Source organism: Pseudomonas sp. AL10 (assembly GCF_029960685.1).
Lineage (GTDB): Bacteria > Pseudomonadota > Gammaproteobacteria > Pseudomonadales > Pseudomonadaceae > Aquipseudomonas > Aquipseudomonas lactis.
The window spans coordinates 132,883-148,569 of record NZ_JASBQZ010000011.1; the positions used below are offsets into that span (position 1 = coordinate 132,883).

Genomic DNA, 15,687 nt, shown 5'->3' on the forward strand with positions numbered 1-15,687 from the left:
TTGCTCGCGAAGAACGTCAACGATCACGCAGCGCATCTGGTGGAACGCGGCGCTCTCAGGTTTTTCGCGAGCAAGCTCGCTCCTACAAGGGTTATTTGAGTTGCAACTTGTGCTTGAGGCTCTGCATCACATTTGTCTGGTTCTGCAGGTAGTCATTCAAGCCCCGAGCGCGCAGGTTGCACGCATCACACTCACCGCAGCCGGTACCGATGATGCCGTTGTAGCAGGTCAGCGTCTGCTCGCGCACCAGCTCCAGTTGGCCGTGGTAATCGGCCAGGGCCCAGGTCTCGGCCTTGTTCAGCCACATCAACGGCGTGTCCAGGCGCACGTCGTATTCCATGCCCAGCTTGAGGGCCTGGTTCAGCGCTTTGACAAACTCATCCCGGCAATCGGGGTAGCCAGAGAAGTCGGTTTCGCACACGCCGGTGATGACGGTCTCGGCCTTGACTTGGTAGGCGTAGATCGCAGCCAGGGTCAGGAACAGGATGTTGCGCCCCGGCACAAAGGTGCTAGGCAGGCTTTCACCCGAGCTGTTCACGGTCGGCACCGGAATGTTGTCACGGGTAAGGCTGCTGATTGCCAGCTCATTGAGCAGGGACACATCCATCACTTTGTGCACAGTGGCACCCAACTGCTTGGCCAATTTCTGGGCCACTTCGATTTCTGCCACATGGCGCTGGCCGTAATCAAAGGTAATGCAGTGCACTTCGTCATACAGCGGCAGGGCCTGGATCAGGCAGGTGGTCGAATCCTGCCCGCCACTGAAGACCATTACGGCTTTTTTACTCATTGCATTGCTTCCTGCATTTGTAGAATTGGGAGGTAGGAGCGCGCTCGCTCGCGAAAAACGTCAACGATAACGCAGCGCTCAATAAAAAACCCCGCGCGACTTTCGAAGGCGGGGCTTTTTTACTGCAAGACCACTCAGTGAGCGTAGGTCAGCAACAGCTCTTTCGGCACTTGGAAATCCAGGGACATCATCACGCTGAGCGCGGTGATGGTGAAGATCGAGAACACGAACAGCTTGCGCGCCCAGACGGTGTCATCCACCGCCTTGTAGCCGGTCCAGGCCATGTACAACCAGTACATGCCCATGGCGGCGGCGACGGCGAGGTAGCTCATGCCGGCGTAGCCACTGAAGGTCAACATCAAGGTCGCCACGAGGAAGGCCAGGATGTAGAGCAGGATGTGTTTCTTGGCCACCTGGATGCCACGCTTGACCGGCAATACCGGAATCGACGCAGCCAGGTAGTCATTGAAGCGGAAAATCGCGATGGCGTAGGAGTGCGGCATCTGCCACAGGCTGAACATCACCAGCAGCGTCAGCGCGGCCATGTCGAAGCTATTGGTCACAGCCACATAACCAATCACCGGCGGCATCGCCCCCGACAGACTGCCCACCAGCGTGCCGTGAACCGACTTGCGCTTGAGGTACAGGCTGTAGAGGCCGACGTAGATGACAAAACCGATCACGGCAAACAGCGCCGCCAACGGGTTGGCCACCTTGTACAACAGGGCCACACCGGCAACACCCAGGACGGTCGCATAGATCAGTGCCAGCTTCAGGGAGATGAGGCCCTGGACCAGCACGCGATTCTTGGTGCGCTCCATCTTGATGTCGATGTCACGGTCGATGCAGTTGTTGAATACGCAACCGGAAGCAACCACCAGGGACGTACCGATCATTGCCGCCAGGAAGATGGCCAGATCGACATGTCCCTTGGAGGCCAGGAAGAAACCGCCCGCCACAGAAAGCACGTTACCGAAAATGATCCCCGGTTTGGTGATTTGGATAAAGTGCTTAAGCGACATCGGGTCTTACCTCACTTCGCCATCATGTAGGTGTGGATGCTGAACATGATCCACAGCGACAGACCAACCAGCAGAACGATCACCAGGCCTGCGAACACAAACGCGATCACGTTCTCGCGCTGCTCTTTGGAGCGGTCCAGGTGCAGGAAGTACACCAGGTGAACCAGAACCTGAATCACCGCGAACGCCAGGACGATCATCAAGGTGATCGACTTCGGCAAGGTTGGGTACATCACCAGGCCGAATGGGATCAGGGTCAGGATGACCGACAGGATGAAGCCGATGGCATAAGACTTTACGCTGCCGTGGCTCGAATCGTGGCTGTCATGGGAGTGTGCATTAGCCATTACAGAGTCCCCATCAAGTAAACGACGGTGAATACGCAGATCCAGACCACGTCCAGGAAGTGCCAGAACAGGCTCAGGCAGCTCAGGCGGGTCTTGTTGGTGTTGGTCAGGCCGTGCTTATTGACCTGATACATCATCACCGCCATCCACAGCAGGCCAGCGGATACGTGCAGACCGTGGGTGCCGACCAGCGTGAAGAACGCCGACAGGAAACCGGAACGGTGCGGGCCGTAGCCTTCGGAGATCAGCAGGTGGAACTCGTTGATCTCCATGCCGATGAAGCCCAGGCCGAACAGGAAGGTCAGGCCCAGCCAGCTCAGTACGCCCTTCTTGTTGCCCTTGTAGAAGGCCAACATGGCGAAGCCGTAGGTGATCGAACTGAACAACAGCAAGGCGGTTTCGCCGAGCACGTAAGGCAGTTCGAAGATGTCGTGGCCCGACGGGCCACCCGCTACGTTGTTTACCAGTACCGCGTACACCGCGAAGATCGACGCAAACAAGATGCAGTCGGTCATCAGGTAGAGCCAGAAACCGTAGACGGTTATCGGCCCCGAGTCGTGGTGGTGGTCATCGTGCCCATGGTCATCGACATGGGCGTGTCCAGCATTGGTCACTAAGTTCGACATGGTTTAAGCCTGTTCCAACGAGGTTTCTACACGGTTGGCCGGGATCTTCTTCTCGGCTACCAGGCGAGCGTGCTGCTCGGCTTCGATGCGTTCGATCGTTTCGACCGGCACCATGTAGCCTTGATCATCACGGGCAGCGTGAATGATGAAGTAACCGATAGTGCCCACCAGGCTCGCGATTGCCAGCCACCAGATGTGCCAGATCATCGCGAAACCGAACACGGTCAACAGCGCACCCATCACCACGCCAGTGGCGGTGTTGTTTGGCATGTGGATCGGTTCGTAGTGCTTGGGCTTCTGGTACGCAGTACCGTCTTCCTTGGCTTCGGTGAACGCATCAATGGTGTTCGCAGTAGGGATCACGGCGAAGTTGTAGAACGGTGGTGGCGACGAAGTCGACCATTCCAGGGTGTGGCCGTTCCATGGGTCGCCAGATTCGCACATGTTCTGCTTGCGATCACGCACGCTGACGTACAGCTGGATCAGCTGGCAGGCGATACCCACAGCGATCATCACCGCACCGAACATGGCAACGTACAGGTACGGTACCCACTCAGGGTTGGTGGTGGCGTTCAGACGACGGGTCATGCCCATGAAGCCCAGTGCATAGAGCGGCATGAACGCGACGAAGAAGCCCGAGATCCAGAACCAGAACGCAGCCTTGCCCCAGCCTTCGTGCAGCTTGAAGCCGAACGCTTTCGGGAAATAGAAGCTGAAACCAGCGATGTAGCCGAATACCGCGCCACCGATGATCACGTTGTGGAAGTGGGCGATCACGAACAGGCTGTTGTGCAGCACGAAGTCAGCACCCGGGATGGCCAGCAGTACGCCGGTCATGCCGCCGATGGCGAAGGTCACCATGAAGCCCAGGGTCCACAGGACCTGGCTGGTCATGCGCAGACGACCGTGGTAGATGGTGAACAGCCAGTTGAATAGCTTCACCCCCGTCGGGATGGAAATCAGCATCGTCGCCAGGCCGAAGAAGGCGTTGACGCTGGCCCCCGAACCCATGGTGAAGAAGTGGTGCAGCCACACCATGAAGCCCAGTACGGAGATCGCGCCCGATGCGTAAACCATCGAGTGGTGACCGAACAGGCGCTTGCCGGTAAAGGTCGAGATCACTTCAGAGAAGATACCGAACGCTGGCAGGATCAGGATGTACACCTCAGGGTGACCCCATGCCCAGAACAGGTTCACGTACATCATTGGATTGCCACCAAGTTCATTGGTGAAAATGTGGAAATCCAGGTAACGGTCAAGCGACAGCAGCGCCATGGTAGCGGCCAGGATCGGGAACGAAGCCACGATCAGTACGTTTGCCCAGGTGCAAGTCCAAGTGAAGATCGGCATGTCCATCAGTTTCATGCCAGGGGCGCGCATTTTCAGGACGGTGGCCAGGAAGTTGACCCCCGTCAATGTCGTCCCGAGCCCTGATAACTGTAGCGCCCAGATGTAGTAGTCCACACCCACGCCCGGACTGTATTGCAGCCCCGACAATGGCGGATACGCAACCCAACCGGTCTTGGCGAATTCGCCGACGCCCAGGGAAACGTTGATCAGCACCACGCCGGACACCAGCAGCCAGAAGCTCAGGGAGTTCAGGAACGGGTAGGCAACGTCACGCGCACCAATCTGCAGCGGCAAGGCAAGGTTCATCAAGCCGGTGAAGAAAGGCATCGCCATGAAGATGATCATGATCACACCGTGGGCGGTGAAGATCTGGTCATAGTGTTCAGGTGGCAGGTAGCCAGGCGAACCCTCGGTGGCCATGGCCAACTGGGTACGCATCATGATGGCGTCGGCAAAACCACGCAGCAGCATGACCATGGCAACGATGACGTACATGACGCCGATTTTCTTGTGGTCGACCGAGGTCAACCACTCGGTCCACAGGTAGGACCACTTCTTGAAATAGGTGATACCCGCAACCAGCGCCAAACCACCCAGCGCGATCATGGCGATAGTCACCATTACGATCGGCTCGTGGAATGGGACCGCGTCCCAACTTAATTTACCAAACATCGTTTACTCCTCTGCCCCAGCAGTTGAATGCGCGCCCGTATCAGAACCTTCAACCACGGCCACTTCTTTCTTCTCGTGCTTGACCGGCTTGCCTGGCTTCATACCTTCGTACTTGTCGACGATTTTCTGAAACAGGTCCGGCTCATACGCGGAGTACAAGGCGACAGGGTTGTTCTGGCTCGGTTTGGTCAGAGCGTCGTATTCAGCTTGATCAAGCTGTTTAGGTGCGGCCTTGACTGCAGCTACCCAGGCGTCGAAATCTTCCTGGCTTGTCGAGATCGCTTTGAATTTCATGCCGGTGAAGCCAGCGCCGCTGTAGTTGGCGGAGATGCCTTCCATTTCAGCTTTCTGGTTGGCGATCAGGTGCAGGCGGGTCTGCATGCCTGCCATCGCGTAGATCTGGCCACCCAGTGCAGGGATGAAGAACGAGTTCATCACGGCGTCGGAGGTGATCCGGAAGTTAAGCGGGGTGTGCTCCGGGAAGCGGATCTCGTTGACAGTGGCGATACCCAGGTCCGGGTAGATGAACAGCCACTTCCAATCCAGCGCGACCACTTGGATGTTCACAGGCTTGACGTCGGATTCCAGCGGACGGTACGGGTCCAGCGCGTGGGTCGACTTATAGGTGATGTAACCCAGGGCGATGATGATGAGGATCGGAACCAGCCACACCGCGATCTCGATCTTGGTGGAGTGCGACCACTTCGGCGCGTAGGTCGCGCTGGTGTTGGACGCGCGGTATTTCCAGGCGAAGGCGAAGGTCATCACGATCACAGGCACCACAACCAGCAGCATCAGCAGGGTAGCGGTGATGATCAGGTTTCGTTCATCCAGACCGACCTGTCCTTTTGGGTCGAGCAAGGTCCACTTGCAGCCTCCCAGCATTAACATCATGCCAAGCAGCGGCAAAAAGCCTAGTAATCGGGGGTACCTGTTTTTACTCATCTCACGACCTCTAAAGCAGCTTGCGCAATGCAGTTGGGTTTTGATCGCCAACACTTCACCCTGCCAAGGGTTGGCATTTCTCTTCGATTGAATAAGAGCCTGCCCGACACGTCATGACTGTACGTTTCACGGACCTGCAGTGAGTTCTTATTCGATTTCGTGGCTAAAGGCCTTGTTACAGACCAATTCCATTTGGTGCGGATAGTTGAAAGGCTGCCGGAACCTGGGGTCGCATTGAGCCTTCCATCTGCTCCTCGACCGCTCCAATGCTCAAATATTGAACAGCACCGGACATTCAGTGCGGGCGATTGTAGTTAGCTAGCGATGTATAAACCATGTCTTATAAAGAAATAATTTTTATCGATTCCAGCAACAATCCTTCACCAAAGTTGCAAAGATTCGCGATCTTATCGTGTTCGATTCTCAACAAAAACCACAAAAATTGCCGTGTTATTGGGCACAGTGCCACTTCCCTTACGGCTTGTAAGGGCATGCGGATGCCGTCCAAGTCCCCATAAAACAAGGCATTCATAGAGGCCGCAGGGGTTGGGGCCGCACACAAATCGGACCTCCGCACGAACCACGAACTGACAGCACAATTTGTGCGCCGGGTGCAAATTTAAGGGCTGATTCGGCGGGTCAGAAACGTCCTGCGACAGCGTCCGTGTGACAACATGTCGCACGCTGCGCGCACCTTCCGTTGCCCCTCGTCACGGTGCTTTCACAAATCCCTACAAACAAAAACGCTCCGGCCTTCATTCAGAAGGAACGGAGCGTTTGGCAGGCTCGGCGACTCAGGCTTTGGGGTGACGGTTGCGATAGATGCATAGGGGCACCAGGATCGCCGTCAGCACGAATGCCACCAGTGCCCATTGGGCCAGAGACAGGCCGAGAATCGGTGGGTAGGGGGTGCTGCAGAAGCCGTCGACCTGGAAGCCCAGGGGAAACACCTTGGCCAGGGGCAGGTCGTCGACGATCGGTTGCAACACATCGATACCGCAGCTGACCTGGGGGAAGAACTGGGTGTACACGTGATGGCCGGCCGCAGCCACGCCACCCAAGGCGCTGAGCACCACCAACCCTTCAAAGAACGTCAGCGCGCCCTTGGTGCGCATGGCGGCGCCGATGAACGCGAAGAGCGCAATCAGCAGCAAGGCGTAGCGCTGCAGAATGCACAGCGGGCACGGTGCTTCGCCCAGCACCACTTGCATGTAGAGCGCCCCGCCAATCAGCGCCAGGCAGATGATGCCCAGCAACACCAGAAAGCGCCGCTCCCTGCCTAAACGCATGTCGTCAATCATCCCCGTTTTCCCTTTCTCTGATTATGGTTGTGCCTGATGGCAACAAGTTTACACACAGGCAGTGGTTAAAACAGAGAGGGGTTAACAGCGGATTAATCGTGGCAAATGTAGCGATTGTGCGGACGCCATCGCGGGCAAGCCCGGCTCCCACATTGGAATGCGATCCTCTGTGGGAGCCGGGCTTGCCCGCGATGATGCCGATACGGTCAACTGGCCAAACTCTATTCCAGCGCCGCCGCGGGCCCAAAGAACTCATAGCGCGCCTGCTTCTGCGGCACACCCAGCGCCTTGAGATGCCGCTTAACCGCCGCCATGAAGCCCTTGGGCCCCAGGAAGTAGACATCAATATCACGCTGCTCGGGCAACCAGGCCGCCAGTTGCTCCTGGTTGAGCATCCCTACCTTGTCTGCCGCCGGGCTGATGCCGTCATCCTCGGCATAGCAGTAGAAACGCTTGAGCTGCGGATGCTGGGCCGCCAGGGTGTCCACCCAATCACGGAAGGCATGTACCCCGCCGTTACGAGCGCAGTGGATGAAGTGCACCGGGCGTTCGGTTGCCAGGGCGGCTTCGAGCATCGGCAGTGTGGGCGTAATGCCTACCCCGCCGCTGATCAGCACCAGCGGTTTATCACTGGCGGCCAGGGTGAACTCGCCCGACGGTGGGAACAGGTCAATGGTCGCGCCGACGTGCATCTGGTCATGCAGGTGATTGGAGACCCGCCCACCCGCTTCGCGCTTGACGCTGATGCGGTACATCCCGGTGTCAGTGAGGGCCGACAGGGAATAGTTGCGACGCACCTCTTCGCCATCGAGTACCAGTTTCAGGCCGATGTACTGGCCGGGCGCTGCGGCCAGGATCGGGCCGTTGTCCACCGGGGCGAAGTAGAAGGAGATGATCTCGTCGCTCTCCTCCACGCGTTTGACCAACAGGAACGGCCGCGCACCCCGCCAGCCGCCGGGCGCCTGGGCTTTTTCGTCGTAGATGGCCGCTTCGGCGCCGATCAGAATGTCCGCCAACTGGCCGTAGGCCGCGCCCCAGGCACTCATGACCTCGGGGGTGGCAATCTCGCTGCCCAGCACTTCGGAAATAGCCCGCAGCAGGCAGGCCCCAACGATGGGGTAATGCTCCGGCAGAATCTGCAAGGCCACGTGCTTGTTGATGATCTTGGCCACCAAGTCGCCCAGTTGGTCCAACTGGTCGATATGCCGCGCGTACATCAGCACGCCATTGGCCAGGGCGCGAGGCTGGTCACCGCTGGCCTGGTGGGCCTGGTTGAACAGCGGGCGCACCTCGGGGTACTCGGACAGCATCATGCGATAAAAATGGGTGATCAGCGCTTCGCCGCCACTTTCCAGCAGGGGCACGGTAGATTTGATGATTGCACGGTCTTGGGCACTAAGCATGGGAGACTCCTGGGTCTTCTTACTGATTACCTTAAAGCAGTCAGCAATCATGCCAACTTATAAATCCTTTAATTTCAACGAGTTAAATATTATGTAGTCAGTATGACCTCCTACACTTTATAGTCATAAGGACTACAAGGAGTCATTATGACTGCACAACCCCTGCTCACCACCTTGCTTCCGTTGGTCGCTGACCTGTCCCGGGACTTGCCCGAAGGCGAGCGCTACCGACGCCTGCTGCAAGCCATGCGCGCCCTGCTGCCCTGCGACGCCGCCGCGTTGTTACGCCTGGATGGCGAGTGGTTGGTGCCGTTGGCGGTGGACGGCTTGAGCGCCGATACCTTGGGCCGACGCTTCAAGGTCAGCGAACATCCGCGCTTCGAGATCCTGCTGAGCAGCCCCGGCCCTACCCGCTTCGACAGTGACAGCGAATTGCCCGACCCTTATGACGGCCTGGTCGCCGGCTTGCACGGCCACTTGGAAGTCCACGACTGCATGGGCTGCCCGCTGTTTATCGACGACCAGCCCTGGGGCCTGCTGACCCTGGACGCCCTCGATACCGAGCGGTTTGAACGGGGCGAACTGGACGCCCTGCAAGCCTTCGCCAGCCTCGCCGCGGCCACCGTCAACGTGGCTGAGCGCATCGAGCGCCTGGCGCTGCGGGCCGAAGACGAGCACCAGCGCGCCGAGATCTATCGCCAGGCCAGCGGCCAGCAGCACAAGGAAATGATCGGCCAGAGCAAAGCGCACAAGCGCCTGGTCGAGGAAATCAAGCTGGTCGGCGGCAGCGACCTGACCGTGCTGATCACCGGCGAAACCGGGGTCGGCAAGGAGTTGGTGGCCCAGGCGATCCACGCCGCCTCTTCGCGCGCCGACAAACCGCTGATCAGCCTCAACTGCGCCGCCCTGCCCGAGACCTTGGTCGAAAGCGAACTGTTCGGGCATGTGCGCGGCGCCTTTACCGGCGCGTTGAACGAGCGCCGGGGCAAGTTCGAACTGGCCAATGGCGGCACCCTGTTCCTGGATGAAGTGGGTGAGTTGTCGTTGACCGTGCAGGCCAAGTTGCTGCGCGTGCTGCAAAGCGGCCAGTTACAGCGACTGGGCTCGGACAAGGAGCACCAGGTGGACGTGCGCCTGATTGCCGCCACCAACCGCGACCTCGCCGAAGAGGTGCGCAATGGCCGCTACCGCGCCGACTTCTACCACCGTTTGAGCGTCTACCCGCTGCAAGTGCCAGCGCTGCGCGAGCGCGGGCGTGATGTGCTGCTGTTGGCGGGCTTCTTCCTCGAACAGAACCGTTCGCGCATGGGCCTGGGCAGCCTGCGCCTGACCACTGATGCCCAGGCGGCCCTGCTGGCCTACAGCTGGCCGGGCAATGTGCGCGAGCTGGAGCACTTGATCGGACGCAGCGCGTTGAAAGCCCTGGGCAACTGCCGCGAGCGCCCGAAGATTCTCAGCCTGAGCGCCCTGGACCTGGACTTGCCCGACGTGACTGCGGCGGTGGCCGAAGAAGCACCGGCCCAAGCCCTGCCCATGGTCAGCGGCGACCTGCGCCAGGCCACCGAGCATTACCAGCGCCAACTCATCAGCGCCTGCCTGGAACGCCACCAGCACAACTGGGCCAGCGCCGCCCGCGAACTGGGCCTGGACCGCGCCAACCTGGGGCGCATGGCCAAGCGGCTAGGCCTCAAATAAAGCGGGCACCTCCGTTGATCGTTCCCACGCTCCGCGTGGGAATGCCTCACCCGACGCTCCGCGTCATGGCCTCGAGAGCGGACGCGGAGCGTCCCGAGCGGTATTCCCACGCAGAGCGTGGGAACAATCGAGCCTGAGCGCCCTGGACCTGGACTTGCCCGACGTGAGTACGGCGGTGGTCGAACAAGCACCGGCCCAAGCCCTGACCATGGTCAGCGGCGACCTGCGCCAGGCCACCGAGCACTACCAGCGCCAACTCATCAGCGCCTGCCTGGAACGCCATCAGCACAACTGGGCCAGCGCCGCCCGCGAACTGGGCCTGGACCGCGCCAACCTGGGGCGCATGGCCAAGCGGCTAGGCCTCAAATAAAGCGGGCACCTCCGTTGATCGTTCCCACGCTCCGCGTGGGAATGCCTCACCCGACGCTCCGCGTCATGGCCTCGAGAGCGGACGCGGAGCGTCCCGAGCGGTATTCCCACGCAGAGCGTGGGAACAATCGAGCCTGAGCGCCCTGGACCTGGACTTGCCCGACGTGACTGCGGCGGTGGCCGAAGAAGCACCGGCCCAAGCCCTGCCCATGGTCAGCGGCGACCTGCGCCAGGCCACCGAGCATTACCAGCGCCAACTCATCAGCGCCTGCCTGGAACGCCACCAGCACAACTGGGCCAGCGCCGCCCGCGAACTGGGCCTGGACCGCGCCAACCTGGGGCGCATGGCCAAGCGGCTAGGCCTCAAATAAAGCGGGCACCTCCGTTGATCGTTCCCACGCTCCGCGTGGGAATGCCTCACCCGACGCTCCGCGTCATGGCCTCGAGAGCGGACGCGGAGCGTCCCGAGCGGTATTCCCACGCAGAGCGTGGGAACAATCGAGCGCACGGGCCTTACGAAACACCAGCACATTCCCCAACATCACCAGCACCAGCCCCATCAACGCCGGCGCCGTCCACTGGTAGCCCTCGGCGAATGCGGACACATTCAACGCCACCACCGGAAACAGCACCGTGCAATACGCCGCTTTCTCCGGCCCCATACGGCCCACCAGGGTGAGGTAAGCGGTAAAACCAATCACCGAGCCCGGGATCACCAGGTACCACAGCGCACCGATATACCGCGCACTCCAGTCCATCTCGAAGGGAATGCCACGCACCGCGCAATAGGTCGCCAACATCGCCGCCCCATAGGCCATGCCCCAGGCATTGGTGGTCAGCGGCTTGAGCCCAGCCTTCTGTTGCAGGCTGGACAACAGGTTGCCCGCCGAGAAGCACAGGGTGCCCAGCAGGGCCAAGCCCAGGCCCAACAGGGTTTGCGGGCTAGCGGTATGCCCAACCAGCTCCGGCCAGAATAAAAAGCCCAGCCCCAGCAACCCAAGCGCCCCGCCCATCAGCACGTTACGCGCCACCCGCTGGCCGAAAAACACCCGGGCATTGAGCGCGTTCCACAAGGTCGCCGTGGAGAACACCACCGCCACCAGGCCACTGGGGATCCATTGGCTGGCGGTGAGAAAGCACATGAAGTTGACGCAGAACAGGCACAGCCCCTGCGCCAGGCAGATCAAGTGCCCGCGCCGGTTCATCGCCTGCAACTTGCGGCTGAGCAGCAACAGCACGAACAGCACCAGAGCGGCCAGGCCGAAGCGATAGACAATCGACACAGGAATCGCGACCACGCCCAACTGCCATTTGAGGGCGATCCAAGTGGTGCCCCAGATGAGTACGGTGAGTAGGTACAGGAAAAGATTCATAGCCGGCTCCGTCGATTGAGCCACAGTGTGGCCTTCACCCCCTCGCAGGCTCTTGCACATTCTTGCGCTTTTGTCGGGCGATGGGCTCACAGCACCAGCGGTGGAGCGTAGGATGCAAAGTGTCGGAGAACACACCATGCCAGAGCTGCAATCGCTGCACGTCTTCCAAGCCCTCAACCGCTCGCCCCACGCACGCTTGCAAGCCTGCGCCGAGCTCGGTGACGGGTTGGCTGCGGCCGTGTGGAGCAACCACCATGACGCCCAGGATTACCAGGCCCCCAGCCATCACACCTTGTCCTGCTACATCGGCGGCGGCACGGGCACCTTTCGGCGTGATCAGCCGGGCCTCAAGGGTGGCCCCGACAAACTGTGCATCCTGCCGGCCGAGCATCAGTCGGCCTGGGTGATCAATGGCGATATTCGCCTGGCCCACCTGTATTTCAGCCCGGAACAATTTGCCCTCGGCTGCGTCACCCTGCTGGACCGTGAGCCACGGGAGTTGCAATTGCGTGAGGGCACCTTCCTTGAAGACCCCTTCCAGGCCCGGCGTTTTCACCAGTTGGTCAGCCTCAACTGGCACGAGCCCGGCGAGCGACTGCTGACGAGCAGCCTGGCCCATGAACTGCTCAGCCATACCTTGCTCACCCAGGTCGGCGCCCGCGAAGGCCTGCGCTTGAAAGGCGGGTTGGCCGCGCACCAACGGCGGCGGTTGGTAGAGTACATCGACCAGCATATGGAAGACGCCATCAGCCTCGGCCAGTTGGCCGCCATGTGCGCGCTGTCCGAATACCATTTCGCCCGGATGTTCCGCCAAAGCTTCGGTGTGCCGCCCCATCAATACCTGCTGGCACGGCGTCTGGCGCGCGCGCAAAACCTGCTGCGCAGCAGTGCTTTAGCGATCAGTGAGGTGGCCTTGCTGTGCGGTTTTTCCAGCGCCAGCCATTTCAACCAGCGCTTTCGTCACGCCATGGGCGCCACGCCGAGCCAATACCGCCAGGCATTCTGCGCCTAGACCATCAAGCCCAACGTCTTTGCCTTGGCCACCGCCTGGGTGCGTCGCTCTACCCCCAGTTTGCTGTGGATACGCCGCGCGTGCGTCTTGACGGTGTGCAGGGAGATATACAGGCGATCGGCGATTTCCAGGTTGGAGTTGCCGAGCGCGATCAGTTGCAGCACCTCCAGCTCACGCTGGCTCAGCGGGTTTTGCGCCGCCCCGGCAGGCGCGGCCTGGGGCTCCAGGCCCAGCTCACTCAAAAGCCCCGGCGCGCGTAAACGCAACTCGCGGACCGCCTGCTGCACCTGGCAACGCTCTGCCAGCGCCAAGCCCGCTTGCAGCGACCGGCGCGCCAACGCCGGGTCGCCAAGCTGCCAGGTCACTTCACCGAGCACCAGGTGCAATTCGGTTTCCAGGCAAAGCATGCCGCGTTGCCGTGAGGTGTCGAGCAAGGCATTGAGCCGCGCAATGGGTTGCTCGGCGCAGCCCAGCTTGACCTCGGCCAGCACCAGCAAATACTCCAGGCGCGGGATCAGCTCCAAGGTGGCCGGCGGTGCCTGCTTGGCGCAAGGCCCGCGAAAGTGGCGCAACACCCGGCGCACGGCTTGCACCGTCAATTCGGCGCGGCCTTGCTGCAACCAGAAGTGCCCACTGACCAGTAGCAGTACCGCGCGGTACACCGTGTCGGGTACCTGACGCTGCTGCATCAGGCGCTCGGCGTCGCGCAATTGAATGAACGCCTGGGCGTAGTCGCCACGATTGGCTGCCAACAGCGCCAGGCCCAGAAAGCCATACAGCACGCGCTTGTCCTGGCTCTGCAGGCACATGCTCAAGCCAGCCTCGAAACATTCAGCGGCCAGGCCGTCCTGGCCCCGACGCAAGGCTAGATGCCCGCGCCGCAGGACAATACGCCCCACCAACGGCCCGGCGGTGAGACGTTGCCCGGCCAACATCGCCTGCACCGTCTCCAATAGGCTCTGTGCCCGGTAAGGCGCGCCACGCTGCTCCAGCAACTGGGCGTGGTCCAACTCCAGCAGGGCCTCCAATACCAGCGAACCGTGGGCCCGGGCCAGGCACAGCGCTTCACGGTTCAAGCCTTGGGCGGCCTCCAACTCACCGCGCAGCAAGGCTTGCTGGGTCAGGCCCGACAGGCACATCAGCCGTGATGTCCAGGCGCTGTCAGGCAGCGCTTGCAGGGCTTCGAGAAAGTGCTCACGGGAGCGTTCGGCATCGCCGCTCAAATGCAGCAACCAGCCCCATTGCGCCTGCCAGCGCGCCAGCAGATAGCGTTGCGCGGCGGCCGTCGGTTGCGGGGCAAAGCGGGCCAGTTGCTCGATGCACAAGGCCGCCTGTTCGAATCGCCCGGCGAACAACAACGCGGCCGTGAGCAGCCCCACCAACTGCGCGGAACCCAACATCAACTCATCGCCATGCTGTTCATGCAGGCGTAACAGCAACACGGCGTTCTGCTGGCGAAACAAATCCTCGAAACTGAAGTGCTGCAACAGGCTCACCGCCACTTCATATTCCTGCGCCAGCAACGCCTGCTCGAAGGCGGCTTGCCAGTCGCGCTCGGCGCTGAACCACTGGCAGGCGCGGCGGTGCCACGAACGCTTGGCCGGCCAGGGTTCGTCGCGCAGCAGGCGCGCCAACGGTGGGAAGATGTGCAGCCAGTCGCTGGTGTCTTCCCAGGGCTGGATAAACGCCCCGAGCGCCTGTAGCTCGCGCAGGTACTGATCGCCGTCGCCATAGCCGAACAGGTGTTCGCACAGGCTCAGGTTAAAACGCGGCAAGTGAGCCAGTACACGCCAGGCTTCGGCCAGTGGCGCCGACAAGGTGCTGAAGAGTTCGTGTTGCAGGTAATCCAGCAAGGTCTTATCAGGGTGGTTATCGCCCAGCGCGGCGATGCGCACACCGGCACACCAACCGCCGCTGAATTGCATCACACTGTCGACGTTCTGCCCTGGGGCGAGCAGCGCCTGGACCTCCGCAGCGCTGAACGACAACTCACTGCACTCCAGCAATTCATCCTCCAGCAACAGGCGCGGCCAGTTGCACACCGGGCGCCGCCGCGCACCCAGCCACCACGTCAGTTGCGCACTGCTGGCGCTGAGCAGACGGTCGAGCAACGCGTCCAATTCGGGGCCCGGCAGGCGGCAGAAGTCATCCAGAAACAGCCACGCAGGATTGGGCCAGCGGCTGAGGTCGAGCAATAAGGTGGCTTCATCGATAAACACCAGGCCCAGCTGTTGCGCCAGCCGTGTGCACAACTCCAATGGGCTGAGTGCTGCGCCATGGAGCGGCATCCAATGAACCAGGCATCCCGCCGGCGCCTGCAATGCACACTCGGCGAGCAGCGCACTCTTGCCGCTGCCACCCGGCGCGCACAGCAACCTCACACGCGCCTGCGCCGCGAGCAAAGGCTGTGACAAGCGCGGACGCAACAGGTGGTGGGCGGACAGCCGTGGCATGCATCCAGGACGGTCCAGGCAGCGGGTCATGGCGGTCATTGCTGCATCCTGCTGTTTTTATTGTTGCGTCACCCTAGACCTGTGGTTGGCGGTTGTTGAAGAAGTATTCAGCGGGGTGATTGAAGACCATAAAAATCGCGGTAGACACCATTCAGTGTGGGAGCTGGGCTGCCTGGGATGGCCATCGGTATCTACACCACTTCGGTACGACGCTGATCCTGTGGCGGCCTAATAGCCGACGCTGATCTAGCTGACGCGCCGCGGTCCAAATGTGGGAGCTGGCTTGCCTGCGAAGACGGCCTAACAGTCAACACAGTTGGACCGGGTAC

12 protein-coding genes and 2 pseudogenes are annotated in these 15,687 nt (G+C 60.8%); 4 read left to right on the plus strand and 10 right to left on the minus strand.

The features are described 5' to 3' along the window. Nucleotides 1-91: 91 nt before the first annotated feature. The 8 genes from queC to hmpA form a co-directional block, all read right to left on the minus strand. On the minus strand, nucleotides 92-790 hold the full coding sequence (gene queC, locus QK296_RS13860) for a 7-cyano-7-deazaguanine synthase QueC (RefSeq protein WP_003194049.1): 699 nt from the start codon (nucleotides 788-790) through the stop codon (nucleotides 92-94). 134 nt (nucleotides 791-924) lie between these two features. After that, nucleotides 925-1,812, minus strand: a complete 888-nt coding sequence (cyoE, locus tag QK296_RS13865; RefSeq protein WP_003194050.1) for a heme o synthase — start codon at nucleotides 1,810-1,812, stop codon at nucleotides 925-927. A gap of 11 nt (nucleotides 1,813-1,823) precedes the next feature. Continuing rightward, nucleotides 1,824-2,159 carry a cytochrome o ubiquinol oxidase subunit IV gene (cyoD, locus tag QK296_RS13870; RefSeq protein ID WP_003194051.1) on the minus strand — a complete coding sequence of 112 codons (336 nt, stop codon included), beginning with the start codon at nucleotides 2,157-2,159 and terminating at the stop codon, nucleotides 1,824-1,826. Then, nucleotides 2,159-2,785 (minus strand): cytochrome o ubiquinol oxidase subunit III, encoded by a 627-nt coding sequence (locus QK296_RS13875; protein ID WP_003194052.1) that lies wholly within the window; start codon nucleotides 2,783-2,785, stop codon nucleotides 2,159-2,161. Before QK296_RS13875 ends, cyoD begins: the two co-directional genes overlap by 1 nt. Nucleotides 2,786-2,788: 3 nt before the next feature. Further along, complete coding sequence (gene cyoB, locus QK296_RS13880) at nucleotides 2,789-4,807, minus strand: cytochrome o ubiquinol oxidase subunit I (RefSeq protein WP_003194053.1); 2,019 nt, start codon at nucleotides 4,805-4,807, stop codon at nucleotides 2,789-2,791. Nucleotides 4,808-4,810: 3 nt separating this feature from the next. After that, complete coding sequence (gene cyoA, locus QK296_RS13885) at nucleotides 4,811-5,752, minus strand: ubiquinol oxidase subunit II (RefSeq protein WP_003194054.1); 942 nt, start codon at nucleotides 5,750-5,752, stop codon at nucleotides 4,811-4,813. A 794-nt stretch (nucleotides 5,753-6,546) separates the two neighbouring features. Further along, nucleotides 6,547-7,053, minus strand: a complete 507-nt coding sequence (locus tag QK296_RS13890) for a disulfide bond formation protein B (RefSeq protein ID WP_003194055.1) — start codon at nucleotides 7,051-7,053, stop codon at nucleotides 6,547-6,549. Between the two features lie 221 nt (nucleotides 7,054-7,274). Beyond that, complete coding sequence (hmpA, locus tag QK296_RS13895; protein ID WP_282391041.1) at nucleotides 7,275-8,456, minus strand: NO-inducible flavohemoprotein; 1,182 nt, start codon at nucleotides 8,454-8,456, stop codon at nucleotides 7,275-7,277. 147 nt (nucleotides 8,457-8,603) lie between these two features. Here hmpA and norR point away from each other — a divergent pair, with 147 nt between their 5' ends. The 3 genes and pseudogenes from norR to QK296_RS13910 all read left to right on the plus strand — a co-directional run. Continuing rightward, nucleotides 8,604-10,151: a nitric oxide reductase transcriptional regulator NorR gene (norR, locus tag QK296_RS13900; protein WP_282391042.1), complete on the plus strand. Its 1,548-nt coding sequence runs from the start codon at nucleotides 8,604-8,606 to the stop codon at nucleotides 10,149-10,151. A gap of 130 nt (nucleotides 10,152-10,281) precedes the next feature. Next, a pseudogene (locus QK296_RS13905) lies at nucleotides 10,282-10,521 on the plus strand (helix-turn-helix domain-containing protein); the annotation flags it as partial. 130 nt (nucleotides 10,522-10,651) lie between these two features. Then, a pseudogene (locus QK296_RS13910) lies at nucleotides 10,652-10,891 on the plus strand (helix-turn-helix domain-containing protein); the annotation flags it as partial. A 63-nt stretch (nucleotides 10,892-10,954) separates the two neighbouring features. Here QK296_RS13910 and QK296_RS13915 read toward each other — a convergent pair. Next, nucleotides 10,955-11,893 (minus strand): DMT family transporter, encoded by a 939-nt coding sequence (locus tag QK296_RS13915; protein WP_034133627.1) that lies wholly within the window; start codon nucleotides 11,891-11,893, stop codon nucleotides 10,955-10,957. A gap of 136 nt (nucleotides 11,894-12,029) precedes the next feature. Here QK296_RS13915 and QK296_RS13920 point away from each other — a divergent pair, with 136 nt between their 5' ends. Further along, complete coding sequence (locus QK296_RS13920; RefSeq protein WP_094774561.1) at nucleotides 12,030-12,905, plus strand: AraC family transcriptional regulator; 876 nt, start codon at nucleotides 12,030-12,032, stop codon at nucleotides 12,903-12,905. On the opposite strand, the gene QK296_RS13925 is transcribed toward QK296_RS13920, so the two are convergent. Then, nucleotides 12,902-15,397, minus strand: a complete 2,496-nt coding sequence (locus QK296_RS13925; RefSeq protein ID WP_003194060.1) for a LuxR C-terminal-related transcriptional regulator — start codon at nucleotides 15,395-15,397, stop codon at nucleotides 12,902-12,904. The two genes, QK296_RS13920 and QK296_RS13925, sit on opposite strands and share 4 nt — an antisense overlap. Nucleotides 15,398-15,687 lie beyond the last annotated feature (290 nt).